The 20851-nt window shown below is 45.7% G+C and carries 22 protein-coding genes; 10 read left to right on the top strand and 12 right to left on the bottom strand.

Annotation, left to right across the window (positions count from 1 at the left end; all coding sequences use genetic code 11):
* Window positions 1-12: 12 nt before the first annotated feature.
* Window positions 13-3852, bottom strand: a complete 3840-nt coding sequence (gene tamB / locus D5I41_RS09480; protein ID WP_119009583.1) for an autotransporter assembly complex protein TamB — start codon at window positions 3850-3852, stop codon at window positions 13-15.
* On the bottom strand, window positions 3852-5576 hold the full coding sequence (tamA, locus tag D5I41_RS09475) for an autotransporter assembly complex protein TamA (protein ID WP_119009582.1): 1725 nt from the start codon (window positions 5574-5576) through the stop codon (window positions 3852-3854). The genes tamB and tamA overlap by 1 nt, the downstream gene beginning before the upstream one ends.
* A gap of 140 nt (window positions 5577-5716) precedes the next feature.
* Here tamA and msrA point away from each other — a divergent pair, with 140 nt between their 5' ends.
* From msrA to D5I41_RS09445, 6 genes are all read left to right on the top strand, one after another.
* Window positions 5717-6352: a peptide-methionine (S)-S-oxide reductase MsrA gene (msrA, locus tag D5I41_RS09470; RefSeq protein WP_119009581.1), complete on the top strand. Its 636-nt coding sequence runs from the start codon at window positions 5717-5719 to the stop codon at window positions 6350-6352.
* Between the two features lie 74 nt (window positions 6353-6426).
* Entirely contained in the window at window positions 6427-6978 is a 552-nt protein-coding gene (locus D5I41_RS09465; RefSeq protein WP_119009580.1) for a YtfJ family protein, read from the top strand.
* Window positions 6979-7124: 146 nt separating this feature from the next.
* A complete protein-coding gene (gene zrgA / locus D5I41_RS09460; RefSeq protein WP_119009579.1) occupies window positions 7125-7826 on the top strand; it encodes a zinc uptake protein ZrgA in 702 nt (233 codons plus the stop codon).
* A 71-nt stretch (window positions 7827-7897) separates the two neighbouring features.
* Entirely contained in the window at window positions 7898-8614 is a 717-nt protein-coding gene (locus tag D5I41_RS09455) for an ABC transporter ATP-binding protein (RefSeq protein ID WP_119009578.1), read from the top strand.
* The gene (locus D5I41_RS09450; protein WP_119009577.1) at window positions 8614-9873 is read left to right on the top strand and encodes an ABC transporter permease; all 1260 of its coding nucleotides are present in this window, start codon (window positions 8614-8616) and stop codon (window positions 9871-9873) included. Before D5I41_RS09455 ends, D5I41_RS09450 begins: the two co-directional genes overlap by 1 nt.
* 10 nt (window positions 9874-9883) lie before the next feature.
* The gene (locus D5I41_RS09445; protein WP_119009576.1) at window positions 9884-10378 is read left to right on the top strand and encodes a DUF3299 domain-containing protein; all 495 of its coding nucleotides are present in this window, start codon (window positions 9884-9886) and stop codon (window positions 10376-10378) included.
* 51 nt (window positions 10379-10429) lie between these two features.
* Here the strand turns inward: D5I41_RS09445 and cobA are convergent, their stop codons facing one another.
* Window positions 10430-11266: a uroporphyrinogen-III C-methyltransferase gene (gene cobA / locus D5I41_RS09440; RefSeq protein ID WP_119009575.1), complete on the bottom strand. Its 837-nt coding sequence runs from the start codon at window positions 11264-11266 to the stop codon at window positions 10430-10432.
* Between the two features lie 351 nt (window positions 11267-11617).
* Between cobA and D5I41_RS09435 the strand changes: the two genes are divergently transcribed.
* A complete protein-coding gene (locus D5I41_RS09435; protein WP_119009574.1) occupies window positions 11618-12070 on the top strand; it encodes a GNAT family N-acetyltransferase in 453 nt (150 codons plus the stop codon).
* 7 nt (window positions 12071-12077) lie between these two features.
* Here D5I41_RS09435 and D5I41_RS09430 read toward each other — a convergent pair whose 3' ends face one another.
* Window positions 12078-12665, bottom strand: a complete 588-nt coding sequence (locus tag D5I41_RS09430; protein ID WP_119009573.1) for a LysM-like peptidoglycan-binding domain-containing protein — start codon at window positions 12663-12665, stop codon at window positions 12078-12080.
* Window positions 12666-12946: 281 nt separating this feature from the next.
* Between D5I41_RS09430 and bamJ the strand changes: the two genes are divergently transcribed.
* The 3 genes from bamJ (at window position 12947) to D5I41_RS09415 (ending at window position 15614) form a co-directional block, all read left to right on the top strand.
* Window positions 12947-13567: a BamJ family beta-barrel-assembly machinery protein gene (gene bamJ / locus D5I41_RS09425; RefSeq protein ID WP_119009572.1), complete on the top strand. Its 621-nt coding sequence runs from the start codon at window positions 12947-12949 to the stop codon at window positions 13565-13567.
* Between the two features lie 151 nt (window positions 13568-13718).
* Complete coding sequence (locus D5I41_RS09420) at window positions 13719-14987, top strand: O-acetylhomoserine aminocarboxypropyltransferase/cysteine synthase family protein (RefSeq protein WP_119009571.1); 1269 nt, start codon at window positions 13719-13721, stop codon at window positions 14985-14987.
* 132 nt (window positions 14988-15119) lie between these two features.
* Window positions 15120-15614, top strand: a complete 495-nt coding sequence (locus D5I41_RS09415; RefSeq protein ID WP_119009570.1) for a DUF2780 domain-containing protein — start codon at window positions 15120-15122, stop codon at window positions 15612-15614.
* A gap of 303 nt (window positions 15615-15917) precedes the next feature.
* Here the strand turns inward: D5I41_RS09415 and rplQ are convergent, their stop codons facing one another.
* From rplQ to rplO, 8 genes are all read right to left on the bottom strand, one after another.
* A complete protein-coding gene (rplQ, locus tag D5I41_RS09410; RefSeq protein WP_017029078.1) occupies window positions 15918-16298 on the bottom strand; it encodes a 50S ribosomal protein L17 in 381 nt (126 codons plus the stop codon).
* Between the two features lie 26 nt (window positions 16299-16324).
* The gene (locus D5I41_RS09405) at window positions 16325-17317 is read right to left on the bottom strand and encodes a DNA-directed RNA polymerase subunit alpha (protein WP_017029079.1); all 993 of its coding nucleotides are present in this window, start codon (window positions 17315-17317) and stop codon (window positions 16325-16327) included.
* A gap of 24 nt (window positions 17318-17341) precedes the next feature.
* The gene (rpsD, locus tag D5I41_RS09400) at window positions 17342-17962 is read right to left on the bottom strand and encodes a 30S ribosomal protein S4 (RefSeq protein WP_119009569.1); all 621 of its coding nucleotides are present in this window, start codon (window positions 17960-17962) and stop codon (window positions 17342-17344) included.
* Window positions 17963-17993: 31 nt separating this feature from the next.
* Window positions 17994-18383 (bottom strand): 30S ribosomal protein S11, encoded by a 390-nt coding sequence (gene rpsK, locus D5I41_RS09395; protein WP_004398450.1) that lies wholly within the window; start codon window positions 18381-18383, stop codon window positions 17994-17996.
* A gap of 21 nt (window positions 18384-18404) precedes the next feature.
* Window positions 18405-18761 carry a 30S ribosomal protein S13 gene (rpsM, locus tag D5I41_RS09390; RefSeq protein WP_017029081.1) on the bottom strand — a complete coding sequence of 119 codons (357 nt, stop codon included), beginning with the start codon at window positions 18759-18761 and terminating at the stop codon, window positions 18405-18407.
* A 147-nt stretch (window positions 18762-18908) separates the two neighbouring features.
* Window positions 18909-19022, bottom strand: a complete 114-nt coding sequence (gene rpmJ, locus D5I41_RS09385; RefSeq protein WP_000868186.1) for a 50S ribosomal protein L36 — start codon at window positions 19020-19022, stop codon at window positions 18909-18911.
* 39 nt (window positions 19023-19061) lie between these two features.
* The gene (gene secY / locus D5I41_RS09380; RefSeq protein WP_017029082.1) at window positions 19062-20396 is read right to left on the bottom strand and encodes a preprotein translocase subunit SecY; all 1335 of its coding nucleotides are present in this window, start codon (window positions 20394-20396) and stop codon (window positions 19062-19064) included.
* 20 nt (window positions 20397-20416) lie between these two features.
* On the bottom strand, window positions 20417-20851 hold the full coding sequence (gene rplO / locus D5I41_RS09375; protein WP_119009568.1) for a 50S ribosomal protein L15: 435 nt from the start codon (window positions 20849-20851) through the stop codon (window positions 20417-20419).

Here is a 20851-nt window from a genome sequence, read left to right as displayed (position 1 = left end):
TTCACCCTATGCTTAATCGAATTCAAACTGATACAATAAATCTACGGCGCTATCTGTGCCTGACATCACTTCTAAATACAGGTCTTTCATCAATCGATAGCGGAATGTGAACTCACCAACGGGTTCAAAAATACCCACACCGTATTTGACCTGTAAGCCAGGGAGAATGTAGCCACTTACCGTGACCTGAGAATCATCTCCGGTACCTGTCGTATCTAATTGCAGATCGCTCACCCCAAAGGCTTCGCCGATCTCACCGACGACACGTCCACTTCGAGCCAAACTCAAACCGATAAGCGCTGTCGTCATGGCATTACCGCCAGAGTCGCTATCTATATCCTGCCCTCGCAAAATATACGATAAGGCATTCGCTTGAGGCATAGAGGGTTCGGAGAACACTTCGATGCTAGGTTCATCGGCAGGGCCTGTAACTTGGATACCTGCTACGACGTCGTCCTCAGTATTGTCTGGGTTTCGAATCGCTTTAATCGACAGATACGGTTGATCTGCAGGCCCATTAAACTGGACCTTACCCTCATCAATAATTAAGTCTTGACCAAAGGAGCGATATTTACCATCGACAATATTTACCTCTCCAAGAATGAACGGAGCCTCATTCTTTTGAGTGACATTGATTTCACCGACAAGGCCACCTTTCAAGCCGAAAGCATTTAGCAAAAAGTCATTGCCAATAATGACCTTGATATCCGTCTTAATCGCAAATGGGAAATCAGAGCTTTTCTCTAATGGTTTTAGGTCTTTATCTAAAATCACCTCATCCGAAGACACTGAAATTGCTGACGGTGGAAGTTCCTCAACGGTAATTCTTCCCCAAGGTAATCTCACCTCTCCTTTCACGTCAATGAGGCCAGGAGAGATAGCGACATCAATATCAGGTTCAATTTTCGCCTTCACTACAGGGGGAACATCCACTAGCAATTGGTTGGCGGAAATATTGTAGTTAGCTCGCCAATCTGTCATGTCTTGCCAATCATTGTTACCGGTGATCAAGAGCTCCCCCTCTTCGGTCTTGATTTTGGCATCGAAGTCACCTTGATAACCGGAGAATTTCGCTATTACTTGACCAGAGGTCACGTCAATAGGGCTGATATCACCGGTGGCGACAATGTTCTCAATTCTAAAGTCGCCAAAGATCTTAGGCTGTTCAACAGGGCCTTGTAATTGAATGTCAGAGTTAATATCCGCTCCCACCTTGCTGAATTCGCCGAACAGGGGCTCTAGCATATCCAAAGTGATCTGCTGGAGTTGCAAGCGTGCATCTATCTGTTTGTTTTCTTTGGATACCTTGTCTAAATCAACGCGCCCTTTGATATCACCGTTGTCGGTCAGATCAATTAACCATTCAGCCTTGAGGTCGTCTTTAACTAGGCTCGCCTTAAGGTTGGCTTTATTCCACCCAACTGTCACTGGGCGATCCAGCTGTTGTGTAACACTTCCCTTAGGAAGGTCAACCTTAACCTCAACCTCAGGCAAGGCTGTTGGTGACCATTTTGCACGGGCATTGGCATCAACCTTACCCACTAAGGTAAGCTCTTTTGGCAGTAGTGATGCTACCTGGGAGAAATTGAAATTCTGAACGCTAGCAAACACCTCGCCAGATTGGCCAGCTTGCACATCCTTATCAAGACACAGCTTAGAGTCGGCCTGCAGCCAACAGTGAGCCTCAACAAACGCCACTTGTGTATCAACGTCATAGGAAAGCTTTGGACTATGATCTAACTTCCATTCACCTTGTACAGTGGTCAGGCTGGCATCTTGCAGTTCACCCCTCCACTTAATACCAGGCTTGGTTTCTAGGCTACCTGATACGCTCACTCCGCCCTTAACCATCTCTGAGTCAATGCTAAATGACGCTCTGTGCTGCTCTTGAGTTCCATTAAAACTAAACTCACTGCGCGTTACTTTCTGTTCGAGGTGCTGCAAGCCTTGAACAACCAAGTTGAGCTTTCCTCCCGGAGTCGGCAATGGCTCAACATCTCCTTTCAGGGTTATGGACTCAATCGTCAGCTGTTCTTGCCAAGCAATCTTGTTCGCAGTGACATCAGCAATGACCTCAGGCGTAGCGAAGGGCCCTCGAAGTTCGATTAATCCAATGGCGGAGCCGTCTAAATCTGGCACTGTATGCTTTATTACTGGAATATCGAGTTTGGTATCCAGATTCCAGTTCTGATCAAGGCCCCCTGAAATACGGATATTGTTCTGCCCATGCGCCACAACCAAACCCGGAGTATCAAATCGATAGTCTCCCTTACCTGTCGCGTCTTTGGCGTCAAGTACACCGTTAATATTGAGTGGGTAATCACGGAATATGCCGTCAATATCAAGCTCAGAAAGCTCAACCTCCCAACCGCCTTTCTCTGGCAATCGACCGGTTGTTACTAAACTCCCGCTGATATCGCCTTCAGCCTCCGGCCAATAACTCCCAGGTTGAATATGCTGTAATTGAAGATTAGCGGCCCAATTGATAGGGCTAGCCCAATTCGCCATTACACTACCTTCAATAACGCCTTGCAGCGTTTTGACATCGATACTTTCTAGATCTATGTGCTCTAGGCTACCTTCTCCATCCACAGTAAGATCCACATCAGGAATCGTCTTGCCTTGCACTGCGCCCATTAAGTCGAGGGTGTACTTGTCTAAAATACCCTTGGCTTGAAGAGAGGCTATTTGAGCCTTGTAGTCGGCCTCGCCTTGCAACGGCCACTGCACTTGCCCTTGCCTTAAATCGATATCAAATGGAATATCGGGATCTAGGGGCTCTAGTTTGGCATCGATATCCGCAACAATGAGTTTTCTCAACCCTGCACTTAGTGCTAAGTCAGCCACACTGCCCTCGGCATTTAATGACAAAGTCTGACCTGCAAGAGTGGTTTGCTTTATTTTTGCATCTGTATTGATAGTGAGTGGGTAGTCTTCTTTGAGTTCGACTTCGCCATCTAGATTTAAATCGACAAGTGGCATAGCCAATTCAAAGGTTTGAACGGTAACGTTATTTCCTTCAGCAGAACCAACCAAATGTGCTCGGTCTATCTCTACCTCTGGCGACGTCATTTTAAAGTCGGTGACGGTAATATCTTCAATCTTGGCGCTAAGAGGGATCCATACCTCAGGTAAAACAATCTTTGACTTTGACGAGTCAGTGCTGGCCTCTTGTGCCACCTCAGGCTCACCTTCGCTTGTAGCAAGTGTTAGTCGGCCGCCATCAAGGCGCGTCGGATTCAAGGTAAGGCTATCAAAGCGCATTTGCGCTCCAGTCTCGAACTCTCTCCATGCGATCTTATTACCCAAGATATCCAGATCGATTCTATTCAGATACAGGCGCTCAATTTTTACGCCCAGACCGAAAGGAAGAGAGACACTGGTAATAGGCTCACTGGGTTCCTGCTGCGCCACCTCTTCACTTGGAGCGATATCGGTGAGGGCAAAGTTGGCCCCTTCTATGCCTAAGGTTTTAATACATAGCTCAACCTTGGGAATGCAGCGTAGCTGTATATCTAGCGCAAGCTTTTCTGCCTGCAATGCGACAAACAGGTCAGGGTTGTTATATTCAATGCCGTAAAGCTGAAAGTCGTTAAGTAGAGAGCCTTCTGTGTCCTCTACCTTTAACTCAGGAACAAACTTTTCCGCTGTCCAAATAATGCCATTAAGCCCTGGGTTAGTGAAAAGCAGTACCCATAACGTAATGATGACGAGCAAAATCAGAGCGAGCATACCCAGCGATAGATGAGCAATCGCACGCAAGAAACGACGCCATAAGGAGCGTTTTTTCTTAGCAACCGGCGGAACTACCGCTGTTGCTTGCTGTTCGTTTTGTTGTGATTCTTGCGTCATTACAACTCAGGCCCCAAACCAAAGTGAAGCTGGAACTTATCTGTACCCTCTTCTGCATCCAAACCAAAGGCAAAATCAAGCCTAACGGGCCCCACAGGTGACGCCCATCTTATGCCAACACCGGTACCAGTTTTCCCCTCGGGTGTTTCATTCCATGCGTCACCATAATCCACAAAGGCGGCCATCCACCAATTTCCATACACTCGATACTGATACTCTAGACTAGTCGTGGCCATAAACTTAGCACCCGTTAGCTTACCCTCACTATCCTTAGGAGAAACCGACTCGTATTCATAACCACGGAGGTTGTTATCACCGCCGGCAAAGAAACGCAAAGATGGCGGTAGGTCGAACACAGATTCAGTAAAGTTGGCACCACCACCGATATAGAAGATACCGCGGTGATTGCCACCATAACTGCGAATCCATGTGGTTCTTCCTTGCACTCGTAATACACGAGCTTCAGATAAAACGGCTGGGTCGCCATACTCAAAGGAAATCGTCTGCTTATCACCCCAGGTAGGCATAGCGCCACCGCGTGAGCGTGTTTTGGAATAGGAAATCCCTGGCAATAGCATAGTAAAGCGGTCTTCCTGACTACCCTGGGTAAAATCTTCATTGAGTAGACGAATAAACGCGGTGCGGTGCCAGCCACTCTCGAGTTGCCAGTGCCTCTCTAAACCCAAGCTCGATTCAAAGCTTTGCGTATCGTTGTTGTCTAGGTATTTCATACCATATTGAATTTGATAGTATTCGCGAAGCACATCTTCCAGTGGAATTTTATAACTCGCTACAATTTCCTGCTCAGGTTTAGACAGAGAAAAGCTACTGGAAAAACTATGCCCTTGAGGGTTCAACCATGGGCGTTTCCAATTCAGAGAGCCTTTGACTCCAATATCGGTAGAGTAACCGATACCCGTTTCCACTTGATGGCGCGACTGTGGAGAAAGACGAATGGCCATCGGTAATTCACGGTTTCCATTGCCGACTTGGCTCAAATCAGGTTCCACATAGACCGAGGAAAACCACGAAGTACTAGATAGGTTTTGGTTGAGCTGGCCGATATCACTAGCAAGATAAGGGTCACCTCGCTCAAATGGGATAAGCGAGAAGACTCTATCTCGCTCTATTTGTGAGCCTGATACGCTAGTAGGGCCGAAGGTGTAACGAATACCACTTTCGTAATGGAGGTGTATAAAAGCCTGATTCAGATCTGGGGCAACCTCAAGGCGCGCAACGCTGAAGTCTCCCTCAAAATAGCCTCGCTTGAGCGCCAAGTTACGCAGACCGGACTTTAGAGCGTCATAATCACCATGACTGAGCTGTGCACCTTTCTTAAGTTGACTTGCCTTGATTAAAGCCTCAAATGCTGGGTCATCTTCTGCTTCACCACTAAGTTGAATATCCAACTCTTCGATAATCACAGGCTCACCCAACTTAACATCGACATTAAGCTCTTGGTCTTCTTCGTTGACCGTAAAGGTGAGTTCAGGATGGTAATAGCCCAAAGCCCTAACCGCTTGAACTATGCTCTCTTCAACACGAGACTGAAAACGAAGGGACGTGGAATACTCTTGCTCAGGAATTGCAGACAGATATGCCTCAACGTTGTCTTCGGCCTTATCTGAAAGTCCATTAACGTTGAGAGTAGCCTCAGCTCGACCTAATTGGCTAAAAACCAAAAAAGCGAAAGCGATAAATATCCGTATTACGCGTTGATTCATTATGTAATTGTTACTGTACTTCCTGTAACGAAACAGAGGTGTGTAGCCAGAAAAATTCCCCAAGGGAGCGACTAAATAGTATAAAGGATTGATCCATGATAAAAAATTTAAAAAATCACTTACTTTCGCTAGGAGGCCACATGTTTGACAAACAAATCATGATTTCAAAGGAAGAAGCACTACCCGGTCGTGATAATCCCATCCTTGAGTCAGGGCAACACTTTGTAAACCACACAGATTTGACCATGCCACCAGCAAAAAGTTGCCAACAAATATTACTCGGTTTGGGGTGTTTTTGGGGAGCAGAGCGTCTTTTCTGGAGTATTCCAGGGGTTGTCTCTACATCCGTCGGTTATGCCGGCGGTTATACGCCCAATCCAACCTATGAAGAGGTCTGTTCTGGACAAACGGGTCATACGGAGATCGTGCGTGTCATCTTCGACCCAAGTAAGGTTTCTTTAGTGGCCATATTGCAAGTATTTTGGGAAAAGCACGACCCCACTCAAGGAATGCGTCAAGGTAATGATAGAGGCACTCAATATCGCTCTGCTATTTATACCTACAGCGATGAGCAAATGATTACTGTAAAAGAGTCACAAACTGCCTATCAGCAGCTATTGGCTCAATCAGGTAAACCTTTTATTACCACAGAGATCGCGTCGGCTGGCCCATACTACCTTGCGGAAGAATACCACCAGCAATATTTAGCCAAAAATCCAAATGGTTATTGCGGAATTGGTGGTACGGGAGTTTGTTTCCCACCACAAAACGACTAGTGTTAAGTGTGAAATAATCGATTTAACATATACTTAAAGCCAACTATCGCGTTTAGCACAACAACGGAAGATCTATGAAAGCAAAACATTTAATCGCAGTTCTTGGAATGACTCTACCTTTGTCTTCATGGGCGCTGAATCTAACCACCGGAGAGAAAGCCCCAATGGTGAGCGTTGCTAGTCATGGGGAAGCGATGGTAAAAAACGATGATATAACATATCATGAATGGGATTCAGCAAGCATGGTGGGTAAGACACGCGTAATACAAGCTATTGCCGGTCGCTCTGCAGCTAAGGCTTTAAATAAGCCAATGATAGATGCAATCGTCCAAGCCGACTTCCCGCAGGATAAGTACCAAACCACAACCATAGTCAATCAAGACGATGCTATTTGGGGTACTAGCTCATTTGTAAAGTCGAGTGCAGAGGACAGCAAAATTGAGTTCCCGCACTCCTCAATCGTGTTAGATGAAAATGGCGAAGTGGCTAAAGCCTGGGATCTTGAACCAAAAACCTCGTTGATTGCGGTTCAAGATAACAACGGCAATATCCTTTGGGCTAAAGAGGGTGAGTTAACCGCTGAAGAGATACAACAAGTAATCTCTTTAGTTAGAGAAAACCTATAAAACTCAAACTTTTTAGAAGCTTGACTGTCTGAGTTCTGTTAACTAGTTCCAACGCAATTGGTTGGGACTAGAGATAGCAGAGAAATATGATTGAAAGATTTCGACGCTAGAATGCGTCGTTTCTACTTCTTTAGGTAATTAGAACAATGATAAAAGCTGTTAAGCCACTATTCACCCTAAGCGCTGTAACGCTAGCGGTAGCCTCCGTTTCAGTTCATGCTGAAGAAAACTTCCGTCAACATAGTGCTCACGTTCACGGCAGTGTTGAGTTTAACATTGCTCAAGATGGCCAAGACCTTCTTGTTGAAATTCTTGCTCCAGGTGCAGACGTAGTTGGATTTGAGCACGCACCAACCAACGATGAACAGCACCAGGCACTGGAAAAAGCACTTGCTCAACTAAATGCAGCTGACTCTATCTTAAAAATGAGCTCAGCAGCAGGCTGTGAGCTATCCACTGCACAAGTTTCACATACACTCGGCGGTGATGAAGGTCATGACCACTCTGATCATGACGATCATGATGGGCATGATCATGCAGATAAGCATGACCATGACGCGCACGACCACGACGATCATGCGGACAAGCATGACCATGACGCTCACGATCATCACGATCATGCGGACGAGCATGACCATGACGCACACGATCATGACCATAGTGGTGGCCACGGTGAGTTCAACATTGCGTATCAGTACCAATGTAAAGATGTCAGCAAACTTACCGAGATTGATAGCGACTGGTTCCAGCTATTCAGTGGCACACAGACGATTCGAGTTAACCTTCTAACCGACTCTTCACAGATTGCTACGGAGCTCACCAAAGGCAACACTGTTATCAAGCTTTAATCAAAAAATGGCCGCTACTCAGGTAGTGGCCATCTCCTGTCACTTTTCAACATATTGATATAGGAAACATAGTGACCGAACACTCTCAAATAGACACCGTTATCGAACTGCAAGATGTTCGATTTTCATGGCCAGATAACCCAACACCTACCCTAGATATACCGAAACTCAAGGTAAATAGAGGGGAGCATGTGTTTATCAAGGGTCCAAGTGGTTGCGGTAAATCGACACTGCTAAGTCTCCTGACAGGTATTGCCTCTTGTGAAAGCGGTTCTCTCAAAGTATTAGACACTGAATTATCTTCACTATCTCAAACTCAAAGGGATAGATTTCGCGCTGATCACATTGGTTATATTTTCCAGCAATTTAACCTACTGCCTTACTTATCTGTGATTGATAATGTAGTGCTTCCTTGCCATTTTTCTAAGCAAAGGAAAAATGCTGTCGACGGCGATCTCAAACAGCAGGGCCGCGAGCTATTGTTGCGACTTCACCTTACCGAAGACCTATTAAATAAGCCGGTGATTGAATTAAGTATCGGCCAGCAGCAACGTGTCGCGGCAGCGCGTGCACTCATTGGCAAGCCACAGCTGATCATTGCCGATGAACCAACCTCAGCTCTCGATTATGCAAACCGAACCGCTTTTATCGAGCTACTTATGGAGCAGGCAGAGCAAGCAAACTCTACGTTAGTCTTTGTTAGCCATGACCCAACACTTGAAAAACTGTTCGAGACAGGTATCAACCTGCAAGATATCAACCTAGTTAAAACCGGAGCCTTAAATTAATGAACGCGACCGCGCATTTAGCTTGGAAAAGCCTTTCAAACCGAAAGACCACTGCTTTTCTCACCATTTTAACAGTGGCTATCTCCGTCATATTGCTCCTGGGCGTAGAACGTATTCGTACCCAAGCTAAAAACAGCTTTGCTAACACTATCTCTGGCACTGACTTGATAGTGGGTGCTCGCTCAGGACAAGTAAACCTATTACTCTACTCCGTCTTCCGTATTGGTAACGCCACCAATAATATCGATTGGAAGAGCTATGAAGAATTCAGCAACAATCCTGCCGTAGACTGGGCTATCCCTATCTCCCTTGGGGACTCTCATAAGGGCTTTAGGGTAATGGGCACCACCCAAGCCTATTTTGATCACTACAAATACGGCAAGAAACAGCATCTAGAGCTCAGTGCGGGTAAGCCATTCAATGGTCTTTTTGAAGCGACCATCGGAGCAGATGTTGCTAAGACTCTAGGCTACAAAGTAGGAACAGAGATCATCATCGCTCACGGCATCGCCGATGTTGGCTTTGCAAGACACGATAACCTACCGTTCAAAGTCGTCGGCATCTTAGCGCCGACAGGTACACCTGTAGATAAAACGGTACATGTCTCTTTAGAGGCTATTGAAGCGATTCATGTGGGGTGGGAATCAGGCACTAACATGGGGGGTAACCCCGGAGCTGAAGTGCTAGAGAAGATTGATTTTCAGCCTAAAGAAATCACCGCCTTCATGCTGGGGTTAAAATCTAAGATACAAACCTTTACTCTGCAGCGACAAATTAACACGTACAATAAAGAGCCTCTAAGTGCGATACTCCCTGGAATTGCTTTGCATGAGCTGTGGGGCATGATGTCTGTTGCAGAGCAAGCGTTACTGGCGGTATCAGGCTTTGTGGTTATCGCAGGTCTACTTGGTATGCTAAGTAGCTTGTTAACCAGCTTACAAGAACGCCGTAGAGAAATGGCTATATTAAGAGCCATGGGCGCAAGACCTAGACATATCTTTGTCTTGCTAGTCAGTGAAGCTACTGCGCTAACCATGGCCGGTATTGCGACGGGTGTCGTAGGACTTTACGCCTTGTTATTAATACTACAACCCATAGTTCAGAAACTTTATGGTATAAGTATTGAGTTGAATATGCTGACCACTCATGAGTGGACATTGATTGGCCTAGTACTAGGCGCCGGAGTCGTCATCGGATTTATTCCAGCATTTAGGGCATATCGTCAGTCTCTTGCTGATGGCATGACAATTCGAATTTAAGAGAGAAGTTATGAGAAAAATAGCCCTATGGCTTGCTACTGCAGTGCTAGCAATGTTTAACATTGCGGCCCATGCTGAACCACTTCAGCTGAACTGGATTGATCTGGTTCCTGAAAGTGAGCGCGCTCAGTTTGATATTCAGGGAATGCCATCTGCCTCAAATCACGACGGGACTACTGCTGAAGCGCAATCTATGGTGGGTTCGGTGCGTACAGAGCTTGATGGTAGCCAAGTCAAGATCCCGGGATTTGTCATCCCACTCGAAGGTGATGCGAATCAGGTTACTGAGTTTCTGCTGGTACCCTACTTTGGTGCTTGTATTCACGTACCACCACCACCACCAAACCAAATCATCTATGTGAAATTCCCTAGTGGGGCTCCTGTACAACAGCTGTGGGACGTAGTGTATGTGGTTGGTGAACTAAAAGCACAAACCATAGAAAGTGAATTAGCTCAAACTGGCTATCTACTTAATGGGGTCTCATTAGAGGCTTACGAAGACTAAATCTGCTAACCAATTTTAAGGGCCTGAGTCGTTACTACTCAGGCCTTTTTGTTATACATAGGCCAACTCTTGGCTGTGCTCACTGTCTTTATTAAACCACTCTAATTTCTTCCCTAGAGCAACCACCTCTCCTACAACAATAAGCGCTGGCGATGCGGCCTGCATAGACAGCTGACTTAACTCCGAAAGCTTGCCATAGATGACCTTCTGAGAAGACTGTGTACCACGTTCAATAATCGCGATAGGGGTATCTTCTGCCCTGCCATGTTGCTGAAGCTGCTTTTCAATAAAACCAGACTTCATCAACCCCATGTAGATGACTAGGGTTTGGTTCTTTCTCGCTAAAGTAGACCAGTCAACACTAAAGTCCTCATCTTTAAGGTGGCCTGTGACAAACAGAGCTGACTGCGCGTAATCTCTATGCGTAAGAGGGATACCCGCATAAGCGGTGGCTCCAGACGCCGCAGTAATACCAGGCACCACTTGAAAGCTCACACCGTTGTCCACCAAGATCTCAAGCTCCTCTGCACCTCGGCCAAAGACAAAGGGATCGCCACCTTTAATCCTCACAACACGATAGCCTTGTTTGGCAAAGTCGACGAGCAGTTGATTGGTTTTATGCTGTGGAACACTGTGAGCGCCCGCTCGCTTACCGACACAAACAAGGATCGCATCGCTAGAGACCAGAGACATGATCTCATCGGATACGAGATAGTCGTACAAGATAACCTCGGCCTGTCTCAGCATATTAAGCGCTTTAATAGTTAATAGTTCTGGGTCACCAGGACCTGCTCCAACTAATGCAACCTCCCCTTTTTTCAGGGTGGTATAAGGCAATTTAGAGTCAATCGCCGAGCGCGGGGTAAGAGGAACAACTGTGTCGAGCATACTAACATCCTGTTAATGAGGTTAGGACGATTATGCAGCGTTCAATTTATAACTGGAAATTCTATATTTTTATCTGTTATTACTTAATTGACTTAAAAATAGGCATGCCGACTCTATCTCAATTGATTGATAATACCAATCACAGTAAGTAAGTGGTTAGAAATAGCGTAGGGAAAATGCTGGATAACAAGGAAGAACTTTTTGATAAGTCGTTATTCTACAATCAAAAATTCTAACGCCGTTATCGAGTGTTTTAACAAGCTAGGATGACCAGCTATTTACTACGATTGGTATAAGTTGTGATAACCTATTCGGAATAGCCACACTTTTAGTAAATGGGTACTTACTTACATGATTGAATGGAAACGACTTTCGTTTGACGAGATGGACAACCGACTTCTCTACCAAGTATTGAAGCTTCGTGTCGATGTCTTTGTTGTCGAGCAAGAGTGTGCTTACCCAGAGCTAGACAATAAAGATTTACTTGATGGAGTTAAGCATCTCATCGGTCTCATTGACGACCGTGTGGTTGCTGGCGCTCGCCTCATTCCTGCTGGATTATCTTATCCAGCGACAAGCATAGGTAGAGTGGTAGTTTGCCCATCCGTGAGAGAGTTAAAGCTGGGGCACAGCTTGATGGAGAAGGCGGTAGCAGAGTGTCTACACCTGTGGCCCAATCAAGCCATTGAAATTGGCGCTCAAGCGCATTTAGAGCAGTTTTACAAAAGACATGGTTTTGAGGCTTTCTCAGCCCCTTACCTTGAAGATGGTATCCCGCATATAGATATGCGAAGAAAAGCGTAGTAAGTAGTTACTTACTACGACCGAATCCACCATCCGATAATCTGAAGAACATCACTGAATCACCAGAACGCTCAAGCTGAAGGATGTCCAAGCGACCGTCTGCATCTCGCTTGAATCGTACAAGTTGCCCCTGCTTAATCTGACTAAGGGGCTTATCGATTCCCTCAATCTTTGCCAAGGCATTCAAATCAGTCATTGCAAGACTGTTTTCACGAAACACATTGGCCAAGGTGTCGCCTGCTTTCACCTCATACTCGATCCATTGCTCTTTGACGGGTTCTTCACCTGCCACGGCAACGCTTGTTGTGGTCGTTGTTGTGCTGACTGATTGCTCACTCAAACCACGGGTGTTAATGGGTACTGATACTCTCTCGTTGATGGGTGTGCCAGCTTCAATCCCTGAAGTGATCTTTGGGGTTGGCATAAAAACAAGGATCAAGGTAACAGGTACAATGATCATCAACGCCCTGCGATGTAATTTCGGTAACGAAGTCACGCCGCCTTTAATCTTTGAAGGCAGTGCTTTCCACTCTATTTGGTTCCACGTGTCTAATAATACTTCTGTGTGTCTCTTAGAGCGGGTACGTCGATTCATCCCATATCACTCCGACTTATCCATTTCTATCAGGATATAAAAAAAACCGCTCAATGAACACACCCGACTCTCTCTATGAAACAGAATTGAACGAAATTTAACTGAAATTGAGAGCTACTCCAGTGTTGGCTGACTTGATTTTTACACACTTGGTTTCCAAATGATCAAGAGAGCCTGAAATATTTATATAAAATTTGACCCGCATTTATAGGAGCAATTTTCAACGCAGGTCAGAACTGGTATGCTTGCGCCTTTATATCAAAAAACTGAGAGTGACAATTATGTCTGAAGTTCAATTCGAAACTGTAGAGCAAAAAGCAAGCTACGGTATCGGTCTACAAATGGGTCAGCAACTAGCTGGCAGCGGTCTTGAAGGCCTTAACGTTGACGCTATCGCTGCAGGTATCGCAACAGCTTTGACTGGCGGCATGCCAGCAATCGAAGTTGACGAGATCAACAACGCACTTCAAGAGCTTCACACACGTGTTGAATCTGCACGTGCAGAGCAAGCTAAAGTTGCAGCTGCAGACGGTGAAGCGTTCCTTAAAGACAACGCTCTTCGTTCTGAAGTAACCGTTCTTGAGTCTGGTCTTCAATACGAAGTACTGACTGAAGGTACTGGTGAAGTTCCAACTTCTGACGCACAAGTACGTGTTCACTACCACGGTGAGCTAACTGACGGCACTGTATTCGACAGCTCTGTATCTCGCGGCCAACCTGCTGAGTTCCCAGTAACTGGCGTTATCAAAGGTTGGGTTGAAGCTCTTCAACTAATGCCTGTTGGTTCTAAGTGGAAGCTATACATTCCTCAAGATCTTGCATACGGTGAGCGTGGCGCTGGCGCTGCAATCCCTCCGTTCGCTGCACTAGTATTTGAAGTAGAACTACTGGCTATCCTGTAATTCTTACAAAGACTATGTTTAAAAAGGCTTTTCCTCACGGGAAAGCCTTTTTTTGTGCAAACTCTATATTCAAAAACGCGACACAGCCCCTCTTGTAGAACCCCATTAAAACGTGGCATCTTATTTCTTCCACAAGGATAGGAATAAGCAGATGAAAGACGAAACTCTAGCGATCCATCATGGATACGAAACCGACCCAACCACTAAATCTTGTGCTACCCCGATTTATCAAACCGTGGCCTATGAATTCGATGATGCTCAGCATGGCGCAGATCTCTTTGATCTAGCCGTCCCGGGTAATATCTATACCCGAATCATGAACCCAACTAATGATGTATTAGAAAAACGTATGGCGGCCCTAGAAGGCGGGATCGCTGGTCTAGCAGTGAGTGCGGGAAGCTCTGCAATACATTACGCCGTGCTTACCTTGGCACAAGCAGGCGATAATATCGTATCGACGCCACAATTGTACGGTGGCACCTATACCCTGTTTGCCCACATGTTCCCAAGCTTAGGTATTGAGGTCAGATTCGCAGCAGATGACAAGCCAGAAACACTAGCGGCGCTAATAGACGGAAAAACCAAAGCAGTTTACTGTGAGTCCATCGGTAACCCAGCAGGTAACATCGCCGATCTTGAAGGCATCTCCACGCTAGCACACCAACAAGGTGTTCCTGTCATCGTAGATAATACTGTTGCGACTCCTGCAATATGCAAACCGATCGAGCATGGCGCCGATATCGTAGTTCATTCATTGACTAAATACGTAGGTGGTCACGGCACCACTTTGGGCGGCATGATCATCGACTCAGGGAAGTTCCCTTGGGCGCAACACAAAGACAGATTCCCAGTATTCAACCAACCAGAGCCTTCTTACCACGGTGTGGTTTATGCAGAAGCCTTTGGTGAAGCGGCATTTATTGGTCGCGCACGTACGGTTCCACTACGAAATACTGGTTCTGCCTTGTCGCCTATGAATGCCTTCATGCTGATGCAGGGTCTCGAGACACTCTCTTTGCGCATGGAGCGTCATTGTGAGAACGCTATTAAGGTTGCAAACTACCTACAACAGCATCCTAAAGTAAGTTGGGTGAGCTACGCAGGACTTACCAATTCAGAGTTTTACTCTTTATCTCAGAAATACATGCAAGGTAAGCCATCAAGTATACTTTCATTTGGCTTGAAAGATGGTTACGAGGCAGGTGTTAAGTTCTATGACGCACTACAGATCTTCAAGCGCCTGGTCAACATTGGCGATGCGAAGTCCCTTGCTTGCCACCCTGCCTCGACAACACACCGACAGTTGACAGAGGTTGAACAAAAAAATGCAGGTGTAAGCCCTGAGATGATTCGTTTATCTGTTGGTATCGAGCATATTGACGATATCCTCGCCGACCTAGAGCAAGCACTAAATCAATAATTTCAACTTAATGAGACTATAAAAAACGGCCTACTAAACGCCGTTTTTTATTGCCAATTCGTTTAAGCAAACTGAGCAAAGCGCTCATTCCTTACCTAGACTTAAGAAACCTAAAACAAAGAGGAATACGGAATGAAGGGACTAGCTGTATCTACCTTAATTGGTGCCTTGGTATTAAGTACCCCAAGTTATGCTTTATTTGGACTATTTGGTTCAGATGATGATGAAGAGAAACAACCAGATATGTCAGCGCTTACCACTCAGATAGGCGAGCAGCTCAATACCGCGCAAAGTACCCCCTTGGCAGATCTACTTTCTAGTGAATTGGATGTCACAGCAACTCAAGCAGCAGGTGGTGCGGGTGCTTTACTTTCTCTAGCTCAAACGCAACTATCGGATGAAAACTCCAGTGAATTAAGCTCTTTAATTCCAGGCCTAAACAGTTTCACCGGATCAACCGGCTTGACGTCGATGATCACCGATATGGATTCAGTGAAGAGTACCTTTGAAGGGTTGGGAATAGATCCGGCCTTGGTATCGCAATTTGCACCCATTATCATACAGTACCTGACCTCTGAGGGCGCAAGCAGTGGGTTATTAGGTTCATTAACTAGTTTGTGGGGATAGAGGCTATCTTATTAGCCTTGCCGCTAAAACTTATATGAATGGGCAATTCGACTATAGTTATACCAATCACAGTAGGTAAGTGTTCAGAAGTAGCGTAGGAAAAACGCTGGATAACAAGGCAGAACTTTTTGATAAGTAGTTATTCTACAATCAAAAATTCTAACGCCGTTATCGAGTGTTTTAACAAGCTAGGATGATCAGTTACTTACTACGATTGGTATTAAGGCAAACTAATATTCATTCTTAAATTGCAGACACAAAAAAGCCGGGCAGATGCCCGGCTTTTCAGTTCTAACTGAACTATTACTCAGCAGCTTCTTCAGCAGCTGGGCGATCTACAAGCTCAATGTAAGCCATTGGAGCTTTATCACCAGCACGGAAGCCAGCTTTTAGGATACGTGTGTAACCACCCTGACGGGTAGCGAAACGTGGACCTAGTTCGTTAAATAGTTTTGCCACAACTTCGTTATCACGAGTGCGAGCAAATGCTAGACGACGGTTAGCAACACTGTCAGTCTTAGCTAATGTAATCAAAGGCTCAACTACGCGACGTAGCTCTTTTGCTTTTGGCAATGTAGTCTTGATAACTTCATGACGTACAAGAGAGCTAGCCATATTGCTGAACATCGCTTTGCGATGTGAGCTGTTGCGGTTGAGTTGACGACCACTCTTACGATGGCGCATGACCTAATCCTTCTAACTAATATTGATTAATCTTCAGCGATTGACGCTGGTGGCCAGTTTTCTAGGCGCATACCTAGAGACAAGCCGCGAGAAGCAAGCACATCCTTAATCTCAGTAAGTGATTTCTTACCAAGGTTAGGGGTTTTAAGAAGCTCCACTTCAGTACGCTGAACAAGATCACCAATGTAGTGAATCGCTTCTGCTTTTAGACAGTTGGCAGAGCGAACTGTTAGCTCAAGATCGTCTACAGGACGAAGTAGGATAGGATCGAACTCCGGCTTCTCTTCTTCTTTCTCTGGAACTCGTACATCACGAAGATCTACGAACGCATCCAATTGTTCAGCAAGAATAGTTGCTGCACGACGGATAGCTTCTTCCGGTTCAAGAGTGCCGTTCGTTTCCATATCGATAACAAGCTTGTCCAAATCAGTACGTTGCTCTACACGTGCTGCTTCTACAGAGTAGGCAATTTTGTCTACTGGGCTGTATGTAGCATCAACAAGTAGGCGACCGATTGGGCGCTCATCTTCTTCGGTATGGATGCGAGCTGAAGCTGGAACATAACCACGACCACGTTCAACTTTGATACGCATAGCGATCTCAGCGTTGTCATCCGTTAGGTGACAAATAACGTGCTCAGGGTTAGCGATCTCTACATCACCATCATGGGTGATGTCACCTGCAACCACAGGGCCTGAGCCTGATTTGTTCAGTGTAATAAACACTTCATCTTTGCCTTCCGCTACGCGTACAGCCAAACCTTTAAGGTTTAGTAGGATCTCAAGAATGTCTTCTTGAACGCCTTCTTTAGTGCTGTATTCGTGTAGCACACCTTCAATCTCTACTTCTGTTACGGCACAACCCGGCATAGAAGATAGAAGAATACGGCGAAGTGCATTACCAAGAGTATGGCCGAAACCACGCTCTAATGGCTCAAGAGTTACTTTTGCGTGTGTCGTGTTAATCTGTTCGATATCAACGAGACGTGGCTTAAGAAATTCTGTTACAGAACCCTGCATTGTGTCCTCTCTTTAGTTTAAACCTTACTTAGAGTAAAGTTCGACGATCAGGTGTTCGTTGATGTCAGCAGACAGATCAGAACGTTCTGGTAAACGCTTGAACGTGCCTTCCATTTTGCTGCCATCTACTTCAATCCAAGTTGGCTTTTCGCGTTGTTCAGCAACTTCTAGAGCCGCTTTAATGCGAGATTGCTGTTTAGCTTTCTCACGGATAGAAACAACGTCATTTGCCGCTACTTTGAATGAAGGAACGTTTACAACTTTACCGTTAACTAAGATAGCTTTGTGGCTAACTAGCTGACGTGCTTCTGCGCGAGTTGCGCCAAAGCCCATGCGGTAAACTACGTTATCAAGACGACCTTCAAGAAGCTGAAGCAGGTTTTCACCTGTGTTGCCTTTAAGGCGTGCAGCTTCTTTGTAGTAGTTACGGAATTGTTTTTCTAGAACGCCGTATGTACGACGAACTTTTTGCTTCTCACGAAGCTGAACGCCATATTCAGATAGACGACCGCGACGAGCGCCGTGTACACCTGGTGCGTTATCAATTTTACACTTGGTATCGATCGCACGGACACCAGACTTAAGGAATAAGTCAGTACCTTCGCGACGGCTAAGCTTCAGCTTAGGACCCAAATATCTAGCCATGTTCTTTCTCCAATATTCCTAGAAACGAAACTTAAACGCGACGTTTCTTAGGTGGACGACAACCGTTATGAGGGATCGGAGTTGCATCAACGATGTTAGTGATGCGGTATCCAGCAGCGTTTAGTGCACGGATAGTTGACTCACGACCAGGACCAGGGCCCTTAACCATAACTTCCAAGTTCTTTAGGCCATATTCTTTAGCCATTTCGCCAGCGCGCTCTGCTGCAACCTGAGCTGCGAACGGAGTTGACTTACGAGAACCACGGAAACCTGAACCACCTGCAGTAGCCCAAGCTAGTGCGTTACCTTGACGGTCAGTGATGGTTACGATTGTGTTGTTGAAAGAAGCATGAATGTGCGCTACGCCATCAGCTACTTGCTTGCGAACGCGTTTACGTGCGCGAGTTGGTTGTTTTGCCATTGTACTCTCTACCTTATCCGATTATTTTTTGATCGGCTTGCGCGGACCCTTACGGGTGCGAGCGTTGGTTTTAGTACGCTGTCCACGTAGTGGTAGACTGCGACGATGACGAAGACCGCGGTAACAGCCAAGGTCCATAAGACGCTTGATGTTCATCGATACTTCACGACGTAGATCACCTTCTACAGTGTATTTAGCTACACCATCACGCAGTTGATCGATCTGCTCTTCAGTTAGTTCACTGATCTTAGCATTTTCAGCAATACCCACTTCAGCTAGGATAGCTTGAGAACGGGTTTTACCAATACCGTAGATTGCAGTTAGTGCAATTACAGAATGCTTATGATCAGGAATGTTAATGCCTGCTATACGGGCCACTATTCACTCCTAGTACTTATGTAAAGAATTATCCGCAGCAAAGCCCGTCGAGGATACGCTGCGGCATACTACTTCTTTTGCACGCAAAAGGTAGGCCGAGGAATATACTCGAACCTACCCTGTTTTTCAAGTAAAAAATTCTGCTAATTAGCCTTGGCGCTGTTTGTGCTTTGGCTCACTGCAGATTACACGCACAACACCGTTGCGCTTGATAACCTTACAGTTACGGCAGATTTTTTTAACGGAAGCACGAACTTTCATTGCTAAACTCCGTAAATGAAATCTGGAACTAAGACCGAATTAACGGCCGTAGCCCTTCAGATTTGCTTTCTTCAACACAGAATCATACTGTTGTGACATCAGATGAGTCTGTACCTGTGCCATGAAATCCATGATTACAACAACTACGATTAGTAGTGATGTGCCGCCAAAGTAGAAACGTACGTTCCACATGACCATCATGAACTCGGGAATCAGACAGATAAAGGTAATATATAGAGCACCCGCTAAGGTTAGTCTAGTCATTACTTTATCGATGTATCTTGCTGTCTGCTCTCCTGGGCGGATGCCGGGTACGAAAGCACCAGACTTCTTCAAATTATCTGCTGTTTCACGCGGGTTGAATACCAACGCCGTGTAGAAGAAGCAGAAAAAGATGATTGCTGATGCATAAAGCATTACGTACAAAGGTTGACCTGGGCTAAGAGCTAATGACACATCAGTTAACCAACCGAATGTCGCACTTTCGCCGTTCTGACCGAACCACTGTGCTAATGTTCCTGGGAACAAAATAATACTTGATGCAAATATCGCAGGGATAACACCAGCCATGTTTATTTTCAATGGCAAGTGAGAGCTCTGCGCTGCAAATACCTTACGACCTTGTTGACGCTTGGCGTAGTTAACGACGATACGACGCTGACCACGTTCCATGAATACAACAAAGTAGATAACAGCAAATGCTAAAACTGCAATCAACAATAGAAGAAGTACGTGCAATTCACCTTGACGCGCCTGCTCAATTGTCGAACCAATTGCCGAAGGCAATCCTGCAACAATACCTGCAAAGATGATTAACGATATACCGTTACCAATTCCGCGCTCTGTAATTTGTTCACCTAACCACATCAAGAACATGGTACCGGTTACTAAACTCACGGTTGCAATCAGGGTGAACATGGTTTGGTTGATAACAACCAGATTGTCGACCATGTTCGGTAAGCCTGTTGCTATACCGATAGCTTGGAATGTTGCAAGTACAAGCGTGCCATAACGTGTGTACTGACTGATTTTACGTCGGCCAGCTTCACCCTCTTTTTTAAGCTCGGCTAGAGCGGGATGAACCACAGTTAGCAATTGGACCACAATCGATGCCGAAATATACGGCATGATACCAAGGGCCAAGATAGATGCACGCTCAAGTGCACCACCGGAGAACATGTTAAACATTTCAACGATGGTGCCCTGCTGCTGTTCTAACAGTTGGGCAAGTACAGCCGCGTCAATACCAGGGATCGGCACAAAAGAGCCCGCACGAAACACTAACAACGCGCCTAATACGAATAGAAGGCGTGTTTTCAGTTCCGCTACGCCACTTTTTGCACTACTAAAATCTTGTCCTGGTTTTTTAGCCATCTGTACCTTTCCCTCGAAGATTATTCTTCGATTTTACCGCCGGCAGCTTCAATAGCAGCTTTAGCGCCTTTAGTTACGCGAAGACCTTTAACAGTCACAGCTTTGTTAATTTCACCAGAAAGAACAACTTTTACAAATTCGATGTTCTTAGTGATTACGTTAGCAGCTTTAAGGCTGTTAAGATCTACAACGTCACCAGTTACTTTCGCTAGCTCAGCTAGACGAACTTCAGCAGTCACTAGGCTCTTACGAGAAGTGAAACCGAACTTAGGTAGACGCTGTTTCAAAGGCATTTGACCGCCTTCAAAACCTGGACGAACACTGCCGCCAGAGCGAGACTTTTGACCTTTATGGCCACGGCCGGCTGTTTTGCCAAGGCCAGAACCGATACCACGACCTACGCGCTTCTTAGAAGGCTTAGAACCCGCAGCCGGTGATAGAGTATTCAAACGCAT

The sequence above is a fragment of the Vibrio superstes genome (assembly GCF_003569005.1).
Taxonomy (GTDB): domain Bacteria; phylum Pseudomonadota; class Gammaproteobacteria; order Enterobacterales; family Vibrionaceae; genus Vibrio; species Vibrio superstes.
Note: the sequence above shows the minus strand (reverse complement) of the source record. Positions and strands in the feature narration are given on the sequence as shown.

Coding starts and splice junctions, on each gene's coding strand:
- cobA (WP_119009575.1), bottom strand. CDS start 11,266: ATGCTCGACACAGTTGTTCCTCTTACCCCGCGCTCGGCGATTGACTCT.
- D5I41_RS09415 (WP_119009570.1), top strand. CDS start 15,120: ATGAAGGGACTAGCTGTATCTACCTTAATTGGTGCCTTGGTATTAAGT.
- D5I41_RS09465 (WP_119009580.1), top strand. CDS start 6,427: ATGAAAGCAAAACATTTAATCGCAGTTCTTGGAATGACTCTACCTTTG.
- D5I41_RS09445 (WP_119009576.1), top strand. CDS start 9,884: ATGAGAAAAATAGCCCTATGGCTTGCTACTGCAGTGCTAGCAATGTTT.
- zrgA (WP_119009579.1), top strand. CDS start 7,125: ATGATAAAAGCTGTTAAGCCACTATTCACCCTAAGCGCTGTAACGCTA.
- rplO (WP_119009568.1), bottom strand. CDS start 20,851: ATGCGTTTGAATACTCTATCACCGGCTGCGGGTTCTAAGCCTTCTAAG.
- rpsK (WP_004398450.1), bottom strand. CDS start 18,383: ATGGCAAAACAACCAACTCGCGCACGTAAACGCGTTCGCAAGCAAGTA.
- D5I41_RS09430 (WP_119009573.1), bottom strand. CDS start 12,665: ATGAATCGACGTACCCGCTCTAAGAGACACACAGAAGTATTATTAGAC.
- rpsD (WP_119009569.1), bottom strand. CDS start 17,962: ATGGCTAGATATTTGGGTCCTAAGCTGAAGCTTAGCCGTCGCGAAGGT.
- D5I41_RS09420 (WP_119009571.1), top strand. CDS start 13,719: ATGAAAGACGAAACTCTAGCGATCCATCATGGATACGAAACCGACCCA.
- msrA (WP_119009581.1), top strand. CDS start 5,717: ATGTTTGACAAACAAATCATGATTTCAAAGGAAGAAGCACTACCCGGT.
- tamA (WP_119009582.1), bottom strand. CDS start 5,576: ATGAATCAACGCGTAATACGGATATTTATCGCTTTCGCTTTTTTGGTT.
- D5I41_RS09405 (WP_017029079.1), bottom strand. CDS start 17,317: ATGCAGGGTTCTGTAACAGAATTTCTTAAGCCACGTCTCGTTGATATC.
- rpmJ (WP_000868186.1), bottom strand. CDS start 19,022: ATGAAAGTTCGTGCTTCCGTTAAAAAAATCTGCCGTAACTGTAAGGTT.
- D5I41_RS09435 (WP_119009574.1), top strand. CDS start 11,618: ATGATTGAATGGAAACGACTTTCGTTTGACGAGATGGACAACCGACTT.
- secY (WP_017029082.1), bottom strand. CDS start 20,396: ATGGCTAAAAAACCAGGACAAGATTTTAGTAGTGCAAAAAGTGGCGTA.
- rplQ (WP_017029078.1), bottom strand. CDS start 16,298: ATGCGCCATCGTAAGAGTGGTCGTCAACTCAACCGCAACAGCTCACAT.
- bamJ (WP_119009572.1), top strand. CDS start 12,947: ATGTCTGAAGTTCAATTCGAAACTGTAGAGCAAAAAGCAAGCTACGGT.
- tamB (WP_119009583.1), bottom strand. CDS start 3,852: ATGACGCAAGAATCACAACAAAACGAACAGCAAGCAACAGCGGTAGTT.
- D5I41_RS09450 (WP_119009577.1), top strand. CDS start 8,614: ATGAACGCGACCGCGCATTTAGCTTGGAAAAGCCTTTCAAACCGAAAG.